We start from the raw sequence: 10,802 nt of genomic DNA, 5'->3' as shown, positions 1-10,802 counted from the left end.
AACCGTGACCGTGGGGACCGCCCGTCGGGTGGTTTCAACCGCGATGACCGTGGTGGCGACCGTGGCGGCTTCCGTCGTGACGACCGCCCCTCCGGCGGTGGCTTCAACCGTGACCGTGGCGATCGCCCGTCGGGTGGTTTCAACCGCGATGACCGTGGTGGCGACCGTGGCGGCTTCCGTCGTGACGACCGCCCCTCCGGTGGCGGCTTCAACCGTGACCGTGGCGACCGCCCGTCCGGTGGCGGCGGTTTCCGTCGCGATGACCGTCCGGGCGGCTTCAACCGTGACCGTGACGACCGTCCGCGTCGTGACGACCGTCCGTCCGGTGGCGGCTTCAACCGTGACCGCGACGACCGCGGTGGCTTCCGTCGTGACGACCGCCCCTCCGGCGGTGGCTTCAACCGTGACCGTGGGGACCGCCCCTCGGGTGGTTTCAACCGCGATGACCGTGGTGGCGACCGTGGCGGCTTCCGCCGTGACGACCGCCCCTCCGGTGGCGGCTTCAACCGCGACCGCGGCGACCGTCGGGACGACCGCGGCGGCTACCGCGGCAACCGCGACGACCGCCGTGACGACCGGGGCGGCTACGACGACCGTCGTGGCAACTACGAGCCCGTCAAGCGCCTGCCGATCCCGGAGGACGTCACCGGCTTCGAGCTGGACGGGGACGTGCGCCAGGAGCTCAAGAGCCTTCCCAAGACGCTCGCGGACGATGTCGCCCGCAACCTGGTGATGGTGGCCCGCCTGCTCGACACCGAGCCGGAGGAGGCCTACCAGTTCTCCCGCGTCGCGCTCCGTCTGGCCTCCCGCGTGGCCGCCGTCCGTGAGGCGGCCGGTTTCGCCTCGTACATGACGCAGCGGTACTCCGAGGCGCTGACCGAGTTCCGTGCCGCCCGTCGGATGACCGGCCGCGCGGACCTGTGGCCCGTGATGGCCGACTGCGAGCGCGGTCTGGGCCGTCCGGAGCGGGCACTGGCGATGGCCGGTGAGCCCGAGGTGAAGCAGCTGGACAAGGCCGGCCAGGTCGAGATGCGCCTGGTGTCCGCCGGCGCCCGCTCCGACATGGAGCAGTTCGACGCGGCCGTGGTGACCCTGCAGAGCCCGGAGCTGGCCTCCAGCGCCGTGCACCCGTGGACCGCGCGTCTTCGGTACGCCTACGGCGAGGCGCTGATCGCGGCCGGCCGTGGCGACGAGGCCCGTGACTGGTTCGCGAAGGCGGCCGAGGCCGACACCGACGGCACGACCAACGCGGCGGAGCGCCTGGCCGAGATCGACGGCGTGGAGTTCGTGGACGCGCTCGACCCGGAGATGGCCGAGGAGGAGTCCGAGCAGGCCGACGCCCCGGCGAAGAAGCGCGGCGGCGAGGCCTCCGACGACCGCGTCATCTTCGAGGACGAGGAGGACGTCGAGGAGTACTACGACGAGGACGACCTCGAGATCGACGAGGAGTTCGACGGCGTGGTGCCCGCGCGCGCCGCCGAGGCCAAGGACGAGGCCAAGGACGAGGCGAAGGCTGACGCCGAGGCCAAGGGCGACGCCCGCAGCTGAGCGGCTCCGACCGACGAGTGAGGCCCTGCCTGCTTCCCCTGGAATTCCAGGGGAAGCAGGCAGGGCCTCTTCGCGTTTCGGCGGGGAACCTAGCCCAGTTCGAGGTTGCGCAGCACCAGTCCGGTGGCCGGCTTCGGCCCGAAGGAGGTGGACTTGCGCGGCATGGTGACGCCCTGTTCGGCGAGCCTGCGGACCACGCTCTCCCGGACCGGGTGCAGCAGGACGGCGGTGCCGCCGGTGCGCGCGGCCTCCTGCTCGGCGGCTGCGGCGGTGTGCAGGTAGCCGATGTCGTCCGGGCCGTCGGGGACGTGCCAGGTGCGGTCGAGCAGGGTGGCGTGCAGGACCGTGGCGTCCAGGTGGCGCCACTCCTCGGGCCGGTTGTGCGGCACGGTGGCGTCGAGCAGTGCCTCCTCGGGCTCGCCGAGCAGCCAGTACACGCCGTCCCCGCCGGTCAGTATGAAGCCGTTGCCGCCGTGCCGTTTCTGTTCGGCGAGCGCCTGGAGGGCGGCGGTCAGCGGGCCGGGGACCTCCTTGACCTTCCACTGGTCGCCGAGCCTCTCCAGTGCCTCGGCCACGGGCAGCCGGTACAGCACCCGGTGGATGGCCCGGACTCGCAGCGGGTAGCGGGCGGTGTCCACCAGGAGCACCAGGCCGCGGTCCCACGGGCTGCGCGGCAGGTGGCGGTGCTCGCGCTGGAGGCGGAGGTACATCTCCCAGCGGTGGTGGCCGTCGGCGATCAGGGCCCGGCAGGTGGCGAGGTCGCGGCTGATCTCGGCGATCTCGGCGGGGTCGGCGACGGCCCAGAGGCGGTGGTGGGTGCCGTCGCTGGTGGCCGTGGAGAGCAGCGGCTCGCCCTGGACGGTCCGTTCGATGACGCCGGAGGCGCCGCCGCCGCCGCGGTAGGTGAGCAGCAGCGGTTCGAGGTTGGCCCGGGTGGTGCGCATCAGGCCGACCCGGTCGGCGACCGGCCGCGGCATCACGTCCTCGTGGGGGAGGACCACGCCGGCCTCGCGACCGCTCACCGCGAGGGCCCCGATCAGCCCGCGCTGGAGCAGTTCGGGGGAGTCGCCGCTGGCGGGCACGCGCTGCTCGTAGACGTAGAGCGCGGGCGCCGCGTCGGCGGCGAGGATCCCCTCGCGCTGCCAGGCGGCCAGGAGCCGGGCGGCGTGCCGGTACTTGGTGTCGCGGTCGGGCCGATCGCCGGCGTCCTCGGGCTCGGGCCTGGGCAGGATCAGCCGGACCACGTTGTGCGGGTCGGCGGTCTCCAGGTCGAGCCGGCGGCCGGGGTCGACGACGTCGTACGGCGGTGACATGACCGCGGCCAGGGCACCGACCCGATCGGGGACGTAGCGCAGGCCTCGGAAGGGTGACAGGGACAGGCCTGCGGTGGCGACGTGCCCGGGATTGCCGGGGCCGCCCTCGGGAGTCTCGACTCCGTCTTCTGCACTGGGTGTGCTCATTCTGGGCATCGTAACCGGGTACGCGTTGTTGAGAGATCGGAATACCCGTGCTGACCTGTGGGACGGGTGTGCGACCGAGGGCGAGGTACCGCATGGACGACGGGCAGGAACGGCTGGACGGCAGCGGCCCGGCCGAGCAGGGCGGGCCGGCCGGCGTCGGCGGCGGGGGCGCTCCGGCGCACGGCGGCGTGCCGGCGCAGGGGCGTTCCGGCGAGCCGACCGGGGACGTGTACGACTGGTTCCGGCGCGGCGGCAGGCTGCTGGCCCAGGGCAACCCGGCGGCCGCCGAGCAGCTGCTGGTCCGGGCGGCGGCGGCCGAGCCGCAGTCGCGCAGCATCCGGGAGACGCTGGCGCGAGCCCAGTTCGACACCGGTTCGTACGCGGCGGCGCTGGAGAACTTCCGGGCCGTCGCGCTGGCCGATCCGTCGGACGACTACGCTCAGTTCGGGTGGGGCGTCGCGGCGGCCCGGCTGGGCGACTTCGAGACGTCCGCCGAGCACCTGGCGCTGGCCGTGGCCATGCGGCCGGGCACCGAGCACTACCAGGCGGCGCTGCGGCAGACCAGGGCGACCCTGGCGGCCCGCGCCGGGGCGTTCGGCCCGCTGCTGCCCGGGGCACCCGGGTACCTGGCGCCCCCGCCGGGCCCGGACGGGGCGCCGACGGGCGACGCCGGTGCGGACGACGAGGTCTGACCGGCTCGGGGCCCACCTGCTCAAGGGCCCACCGGCTCAAGGGCCACCCGCTCGGGGGCACCCGAGGAAGCGAACGACGCAGTGAATGAGGTAGCGCAGCCATGACCGAGACGGCCACCACCGTGCGACGGACCGCCCCCGGCGGCAGCGAGCAGCCGCTGACCGAGGCGTACGACACGGCGCTGCTGGACCTGGACGGCGTGGTCTACGCGGGCCCGCACGCGATCGAGCACGCCGTGGACGCGCTGGCCGCCGCCCGGACGGCCGGGATGCGGCTCGCGTACGTGACCAACAACGCCTCCCGCCCGCCGCGGGTGGTGGCCGAGCACCTGACCGGGCTGGGCGTGCCGGCCGAGCCGGCCGACGTGATCAACTCGGCGCAGGCGGCCGCCCGGGTGGTCGCCGAGAAGGTGCCGGCCGGGGCGAAGGTGCTGGTCGTGGGTGGCCCGGGGCTGGAGGAGGCTCTGGCCGAGCGCGGGCTGGTCGCCGTCCGCTCGCTGGCCGAGGAGCCGCTCGCGGTGGTCCAGGGCTACGACCCGTCGGTCGGCTGGGCGCAGCTGGCGGAGGCCGCGTACGCGGTGCAGCAGGGGCTGCCGTGGGTGGCCTCCAACACCGACCTGACCATCCCGACCGCGCGCGGCATCGCGCCCGGCAACGGGACGCTGGTGGCGGCGGTGCGGGCGGCCGCCGGGGTGGACCCGGTGGTGGCGGGCAAGCCGCAGCCGCCGATGCACCGGGAGACCGTGCTGCGGACCGGCGCGCGGCGGCCACTGGTGGTCGGCGACCGGCTGGACACCGACATCGAGGGCGCGTTCAACGGCGGGGTGGACAGCCTGCTGGTCTTCACCGGGGTGACCACCCCGGCGCAGCTGCTGGCGGCCCCGGCCGAGCACCGGCCGACCTACCTGTCGGCGGACCTGCGCGGGCTGCTGGAGCCGCACCCGGCGGTCACGACCGGGGCGGACGGCTTCGGTTGCGGCGGCTGGGCCGCGTCGGCCGCCGGTGGCGTGCTGCGGCTGGACGGCGGCGGGGACCGCTGGGACGGTCTGCGGGCGCTGTGCGCGGCGGCGTGGACGGCGCTGGACGCGGACGGCGCACCGGCCGACGGGCGCAAGGCCCTGGCCGAGCTGGGGTTCTGAGCCGCCGCGCGGCGCTCAACGCGAGGGCGGTCGGGCCCGGAGCACTTGGGTCCGGAGCGCTCGGGTCCAAGAGGGAAGGAGCACGGCGGCCGGGTTCAGAGCAGGGTGCGCAGCCGCAGCAGATCGCGGAAGCTCGCCTCCAGCCGGATCCGGCCGCCCGCCCAGGCGGACGCGAAGTTGAGCCCGCCGAAGACCACGGCGACCAGGTCGTCGCTGCTCATGGTGAGCCGGATCGCCGCCTTCTCGGCCGGGGCGCCGGGGGCCGAGGCGAGGTCGTGGATCCGGCCGTCGCGCAGTTGGCCGGTGAAGGTCAGGTCGAGGTCGGTGATCCGGCAGCTGAGCGAGCGGTCGAGAGCGGCCGCCCTGCGGACGTCACCGGTGGACTTCGCCATGTTCCGGCTGAGCTGTTCCAGCGCCTCGCGGCACTCCTCGGCGTTGGCCATGGCGGTGGTTCCCCTCCCTGGGTTCCCCGGTGGTTGCGGCAGGTGACGGCGATGGTCCCTGCCGGGCCACGGTACCGCAGGCGGGTTTTGGCGGTAGCGTCGTCCGTGGGGTGCCCGGATCGGCCCGGGCACCGACGGCGACGGAGCGATGCGCGCAGGCGCTAAGGAGGCACCCGGATGCTGCCGAGGACGGTGCGGGGAGTGGTGGAGGTCGCCGCCGGGCTGGCGGAGGAGGTCGGCAAGCGGGTCGTCGGGACGGCGGCCGTGATCCTGGAGCGGACCGGGGTCGACGTCACCGAGGTCGAGCGCCGGCTCGGCGGGCAGTTCCCGCCGTCGGCGAAGACGCTGCAGACGCTGGCGGAGGAGGCGGTCACCGCCGGGCGGGCCGGGGTGGACCTGGCCGTCGGGGTGGCGCGCGGCGAGGTGGAGAAGGCCTTCGAGAAGGTCGGCGACCAGGTGATGAAGGTCGGCGTGGTGCTCGCCTATCTGGAGAGCAAGCTGCGCGAGGTCGAGGAGGAGGCCGAGCCCGCGGTGCGGTCGGCCGGGTTCGACGAGGCGGCGGAGCCGGCGCCGGCGCCCCGGGCGGACGACCTGTTCGGGCGCGGCTGGGAGCGGGCGGACGAGCAGCCGGCGGCCCCGGCGGCGGGGGAGCCGGTAGTGGCCGAACGGGTGGAGGTGGACGAGCCGGTCGAGGTCGACCCGCCCGTCCCGCCGGTACGGCCGTCGCTACCGGGGAAGGCCGCCGCGAAGCGGACCCCGGCGAAGGAGCCCACGGCAGCGGAGCCGGCCCCGGCGGAGCAGACCTCGGCGGAGAAGGCCCCGGCGGCGGGCCGGGCCGGGGTGAAGAAGTCCCCGGCGAAGAAGGCGGCGGCCAAGAAGCCGGTGGCCAAGAAGACGGCCGCCAAGAAGACGACCGTGCGCAAGACGGCCGTCAAGAAGACCGCCACCGCGCAGCAGACCGCCGCCGAGCCGCCCGCGCAGCCCAAGACGCCCGCGAAGCGTACGGCGACGAAGAAGACCACCGTCCGCAAGGCCACCAGCACGAAGAAGCCCGATGACCGGACCAGCTGAAGCCGTCGAACCGCTCGGCGTGGAACCGACCCCGACCGGCCACCCCGTCGTGGACGCCGGGCTGGCCCGGCTGGAGGCCCTGGACGGGGTCCCGGCCGAGGCACACGTCGAGGTGTACGAAGATGTTCACCAGCGGCTGGCCGACACGCTGGCCGCGCTCGACCAGGAATGACCCTGGAACGACCCGCAGGACCCGTAGGAGCTGAAACACCAGTGGCAGTGGCACGACGCCGACTCGACGCGGAGCTGGTCCGCCGCAAGCTGGCCCGGTCGCGTGAGCACGCGTCCGAGCTGATCGCGGCCGGCCGGGTGACCGTCGGAGGCACCACCGCGACCAAGCCGGCCACCCAGGTGGAGACCTCGGCCGCGGTCGTGGTGGCCGAGGACGACAACGACCCCGACTACGTCTCGCGCGGCGGGCACAAGCTGGCCGGGGCGTTCGCCGCCTTCGTCCCGCAGGGCCTGGTGGTCGAGGGCCGCCGGGCGCTGGACGCGGGCGCCTCCACCGGCGGCTTCACCGACGTCCTGCTGCGGGCCGGCGCGGCCGGCGTGCTGGCGGTGGACGTCGGCTACGGGCAGCTCGCGTGGTCGCTGCAGAGCGACGAGCGGGTGACGGTGATGGACCGCACCAACGTCCGGGAGCTGACCCTGGGGCTGATCGGCGGCACCCCGGTCGACCTGGTGGTCGGCGACCTGTCGTTCATCTCGCTGGGCCTGGTGCTGCCCGCGCTGGCCGCCTGCGCGGCCGGGGACGCGGACCTGGTGCTGATGGTCAAGCCGCAGTTCGAGATCGGCAAGGAGCGCCTGGGCAGCGGCGGGGTGGTGCGCAGCCCCCAGCTGCGCGCCGAGATGGTGCGCCAGGTCGCCGGGCAGGCGTGGGAGCTCGGGCTGGGCGTGCGCGCCGTCACCGCGAGCCCGCTGCCGGGCCCGTCCGGGAACGTGGAGTACTTCCTGTGGCTGCGCCGGGACGCCCCGCAGCTGGATCCCGCCGAGGCGGACCGGGCCGTCGCGGAGGGGCCCCGATAGGGTGCTGTGGGGGCGTCCGGTCCGTCATGCTGTGTGACGCGGCCGTACCGGGGCCGAAGGCGACCCGGCAGGCGTGAGGGAGAGGGCAGCGGCATGAGCGATGAAGAACGTACGGTCTTCCTGATCGCGCACACCGGCCGGGCGGCGGCGCTGCGCAGCGTCGAGGCCTTGGTGCACGGGCTGCTGAAGGCGGGCATCCGGATCAGACTGCTCGCCTCCGAGGCGCTGGACCTGGACCTGCCGGACGGGGTCGAGAAGGTGGCCGGGGGGCCGGGTGCGGCGGACGGCTGCGAGCTGATCCTGGTCGCCGGCGGGGACGGGACGCTGCTGCGCGGGGCGGAGCTGGCCCGCGAGCACGGGCTGCCGATGCTCGGGATCAACCTGGGCCGGGTCGGGTTCCTCGCCGAGGCCGAGCGGGACGATCTGGCCGTGGTGGTCGAGCGGGTGGTCGACGCCGACTACGAGGTCGAGGAGCGGATGACGATCGACGTCATCGTCCGCACCAACGGCGATGTGGTGCACCAGGACTGGGCGTTGAACGAGGCGTCGATAGAGAAGGCGTCCCGGGAGCGGATGCTGGAGGTGGTGACCGAGGTGGACGGCCGCCCGGTCTCCAACTTCGGCTGCGACGGCGTGGTGTGCGCGACGCCGACCGGTTCCACCGCGTACGCGTTCTCCGGCGGCGGGCCGGTGGTGTGGCCGGAGGTGGAGGCGCTGCTGATGGTGCCGATCTCCGCGCACGCGCTGTTCGCCCGCCCGCTGGTGACCTCGCCGGACTCGGTGCTGGCCGTCGAGGTGCAGCCCAAGACCCCGCACGGCGTGCTCTGGTGCGACGGGCGGCGCACGGTCGAACTGCCCGCCGGCGCACGGGTGGAGGTCCGCCGGGGGCAGACCCCGGTGCGCCTGGCCAGACTGCACCGGGCGCCGTTCACCGACCGGCTGGTGGCCAAGTTCGCGCTGCCGGTGACGGGTTGGCGCGGGCGGGCGAACACCCACTGCTGACCGCCCGTCGGTTCGCCGGTCAGATCGCCAGCGGCGGGGTGTCGCCGGGCGGCCCGTACCGGCCGCCCGCCGTCGCCCGGGCGGCGGTCTCGGCGAGCCGCTGCACGGCGGCGGGGACGGCCGGGGCCGGCACGGTGAGCGGGATCCGGATGTGGTGCTCGAACGCGCCGTCCGAGCCGAACCGGTTGCCCGAGGCGATCCGCACCCCGGCGCGTTCCCCGGCCCGGGCCAGCGCCGCGCCGGACAGCCCGCCGGTGGACACCCAGAGCGAGAGGCCGCCGGGCGGTGGCGTGAACGACCAGCCCGGCAGGTGCTCGGGCAGTGCGGCGGCGAAGGCGTGCGCCGTCGCCCGCAGCCGGTCCAGCTGGTGCGCCCGGACGGCGGGCAGCGGCTCGCCCAGCAGTTCGGCGGCGATCAGCTGTTCCAGGACCGGCGTGCCGACGTCGCTGTAGACCCGGTCGGCGGCCAGCCGGCGCACCAGCGCGGGCGCGGCCCGGACCCAGCCGATCCGCAGGCCGCCCCAGAGCAGCTTGCTGGCCGAGCCGACGGTGACCACCTGGGTGGACCGGTCCAGCGCCGCCATCGGGCGCGGCAGCGGGACGGACTCCGGTACGCCCCAGCCGAGTTCGGCGGTGGTCTCGTCGACCAGGACGATGCTGCCGGCGGCCCGGGCGGCGGCCAGCAGCTCGCGGCGCTGCTCCTCGCCGATCAGCGCACCGGTCGGATTGTGGAAGTCGGGGATCACGTAGGCGACCTTGGGCGCGGCCCCGCGCAGCACCCCGCGCCACTCGGCGAGGTCCCACTCGGGCTGGGGGCGGTAGCCGTACGGCACCGGCACCAGGCGGGCGCCGGTGATCCGGAGCGCCTGAAGGGTGTGGGCGTAGCTGGGCGCCTCGACGGCGACCCGGTCGCCGCGACCGATCAGCGCCCGCTGGACCAGGTGCAGCCCGCCCATCGCGCCGGTGGTGACGAGGATCTGGTCGGGGGTGGTGGGCAGGCCGCGCTGGGTGTAGCGGCGGGCGAGGGCCTCGCGCAGCACCGGGACGCCGGTGGGGTAGTGGCCGTGCCCGGCGGCGTAGCAGGGCAGCTGCTCGACGGCCCGGACGGTGGCCTCGCCGAGGAACGGCTGCGGGGCCGGCAGGGCGGCGACCCCGAGGTCCAGGGTGCGGCCCTGCTCGTCCGGGGGGACGGGGTGCAGCGCGTCGCTGGGCGGCGGGGCGCCCTCGGGCAGGGCGGTCCAGCTGCCGGCGCCGCGGCGGCTGAGCAGGTAGCCGTCGGCGCGCAGGGTCTCGTAGGCGGTGGCGACGGTGGTGCGGCTCAGCTCCAGGGCGCTGGCGAGTTCGCGTTCGGCGGGCAGCCGGGCGCCGACCGGCAGGCGGCCCTCGGTGACCAGCAGCCGGATCTGCCCGGCGAGGGTCCGGTAGGCGGGGCGGCGGGCGGTGGCTGGTTCGGGCAGCCGGGCGGCGGCGAGCAGCCGGGCGAGCGCGGGCGGGGTGATGGTGGTGTGCCAGTCGGCCAAGGCTGATCAGTCCACTTGCTCGAAATTGGCCCTGGAGCGGGCTCTATTGGCCTGACCATCATGGCAGTGCGGCCGTCGAGTCCGCCACCGCCGGGGCCGCCCGGGGTGCAGCACCACCCGCAGGAGCGCCCGATGGCCACCACGACCACGCCCACGACCACGTCCGAACCCGCCCCGGAGGCCGCCCGGCCCCCGCTCGCCGCCCGGGTGCTCGGCGACACCCACGCCCTGGGCCGCCGGATCCCGCAGCTCGCCGTCGGCCTCTACCTGTACGGCGCGAGCATGGCGCTGATGCTGCGCTCCGGCCTCGGCCTCGACCCGTGGGACGTCTTCCACCAGGGCCTGCAACGCGTCGCCGGCCTCTCGGTGGGCACCTGGGTGACCATCTGCGGCGCCCTGGTCCTGCTGCTGTGGATCCCGATCCGCCAGCGCCCGGGCGTCGGCACCGTCGCCAACGTGCTGGTGCTGGGCGCCTCGATGGACCTCACGCTGCGGATGGTCGACGGCCCGCACGGGCTGCCCGCCCGGATCGCGCTGATGGCCGCCGCGATCCTGCTCAACGGCCTGGCCACCGGCCTCTACATCGGTGCCCGCCTGGGCCCCGGCCCGCGCGACGGCCTGATGACCGGCCTGCACCGGCGCACCGGGCGTTCGCTGCGGCTGATCCGCACCGGCATCGAGGTGACGGTGCTGGTCGCCGGTGTCCTGCTGGGCGGCACCGCCGGGGTCGGCACGGTCGCGTACGCACTGGCGATCGGCCCGCTGGTGCAGATCTTCCTGCCGTGGTGCACGGTACCGGGACCCGGGCAAACGCCCCGGAAGGGGTGAACTTCCGGGCACGGAGTTGCCGCGCGGCGTTGCCGCTCGTCGCGCGCCGGGGGTGGAACCTCGTAAGGTCGTCT

At 75.1% G+C, this 10,802-nt stretch carries 11 protein-coding genes and 1 pseudogene; 9 read left to right on the top strand and 3 right to left on the bottom strand.

Features of this window, described 5'->3' with window-relative positions; translation table 11 throughout:
- Both AC07BF_RS02280 and AC07BF_RS02275 read left to right on the top strand, forming a co-directional pair.
- Positions 1-603, top strand: a pseudogene (locus AC07BF_RS02280) (DEAD/DEAH box helicase); the annotation flags it as partial.
- 66 nt (positions 604-669) lie between these two features.
- Complete coding sequence (locus AC07BF_RS02275) at positions 670-1,548, top strand: tetratricopeptide repeat protein (RefSeq protein ID WP_363624204.1); 879 nt, start codon at positions 670-672, stop codon at positions 1,546-1,548.
- An 89-nt stretch (positions 1,549-1,637) separates the two neighbouring features.
- On the opposite strand, the gene AC07BF_RS02270 is transcribed toward AC07BF_RS02275, so the two are convergent.
- Positions 1,638-3,008: a DUF1015 family protein gene (locus AC07BF_RS02270; protein ID WP_478332799.1), complete on the bottom strand. Its 1,371-nt coding sequence runs from the start codon at positions 3,006-3,008 to the stop codon at positions 1,638-1,640.
- Positions 3,009-3,100: 92 nt separating this feature from the next.
- Here AC07BF_RS02270 and AC07BF_RS02265 point away from each other — a divergent pair, with 92 nt between their 5' ends.
- Together AC07BF_RS02265 and AC07BF_RS02260 are read left to right on the top strand one after the other, a co-directional pair.
- Complete coding sequence (locus AC07BF_RS02265) at positions 3,101-3,700, top strand: tetratricopeptide repeat protein (RefSeq protein ID WP_363589375.1); 600 nt, start codon at positions 3,101-3,103, stop codon at positions 3,698-3,700.
- Between the two features lie 101 nt (positions 3,701-3,801).
- The gene (locus AC07BF_RS02260) at positions 3,802-4,839 is read left to right on the top strand and encodes an HAD-IIA family hydrolase (protein ID WP_400984512.1); all 1,038 of its coding nucleotides are present in this window, start codon (positions 3,802-3,804) and stop codon (positions 4,837-4,839) included.
- A 95-nt stretch (positions 4,840-4,934) separates the two neighbouring features.
- Here AC07BF_RS02260 and AC07BF_RS02255 read toward each other — a convergent pair whose 3' ends face one another.
- Positions 4,935-5,282 carry an SCP2 sterol-binding domain-containing protein gene (locus AC07BF_RS02255; RefSeq protein ID WP_363589371.1) on the bottom strand — a complete coding sequence of 116 codons (348 nt, stop codon included), beginning with the start codon at positions 5,280-5,282 and terminating at the stop codon, positions 4,935-4,937.
- Positions 5,283-5,459: 177 nt separating this feature from the next.
- On the opposite strand from AC07BF_RS02255, the gene AC07BF_RS02250 reads away from it, so the two are divergent.
- The 4 genes from AC07BF_RS02250 to AC07BF_RS02235 all read left to right on the top strand — a co-directional run bounded on the left by AC07BF_RS02250 (position 5,460) and on the right by AC07BF_RS02235 (position 8,381).
- Positions 5,460-6,353: a histone H1-like repetitive region-containing protein gene (locus AC07BF_RS02250; RefSeq protein ID WP_478332798.1), complete on the top strand. Its 894-nt coding sequence runs from the start codon at positions 5,460-5,462 to the stop codon at positions 6,351-6,353.
- On the top strand, positions 6,337-6,525 hold the full coding sequence (locus AC07BF_RS02245) for a hypothetical protein (RefSeq protein WP_363589367.1): 189 nt from the start codon (positions 6,337-6,339) through the stop codon (positions 6,523-6,525). Before AC07BF_RS02250 ends, AC07BF_RS02245 begins: the two co-directional genes overlap by 17 nt.
- A complete protein-coding gene (locus tag AC07BF_RS02240; RefSeq protein ID WP_363589365.1) occupies positions 6,522-7,379 on the top strand; it encodes a TlyA family RNA methyltransferase in 858 nt (285 codons plus the stop codon). The genes AC07BF_RS02245 and AC07BF_RS02240 overlap by 4 nt, the downstream gene beginning before the upstream one ends.
- A gap of 93 nt (positions 7,380-7,472) precedes the next feature.
- Positions 7,473-8,381 (top strand): NAD kinase, encoded by a 909-nt coding sequence (locus AC07BF_RS02235; RefSeq protein ID WP_063349647.1) that lies wholly within the window; start codon positions 7,473-7,475, stop codon positions 8,379-8,381.
- 19 nt (positions 8,382-8,400) lie between these two features.
- Here AC07BF_RS02235 and yczR read toward each other — a convergent pair whose 3' ends face one another.
- Positions 8,401-9,900, bottom strand: a complete 1,500-nt coding sequence (yczR, locus tag AC07BF_RS02230; protein WP_478332797.1) for a MocR-like transcription factor YczR — start codon at positions 9,898-9,900, stop codon at positions 8,401-8,403.
- Positions 9,901-10,032: 132 nt separating this feature from the next.
- Here yczR and yczE point away from each other — a divergent pair, with 132 nt between their 5' ends.
- A complete protein-coding gene (gene yczE / locus AC07BF_RS02225; RefSeq protein ID WP_400812510.1) occupies positions 10,033-10,728 on the top strand; it encodes a membrane protein YczE in 696 nt (231 codons plus the stop codon).
- Positions 10,729-10,802: the final 74 nt, after the last annotated feature.

It is taken from the genome of Kitasatospora sp. NPDC043950 (genome assembly GCF_056435345.1).
The sequence above is the reverse complement of the archived record's forward strand: the minus strand, read 5'-3'. Positions and strand labels throughout refer to the sequence as shown.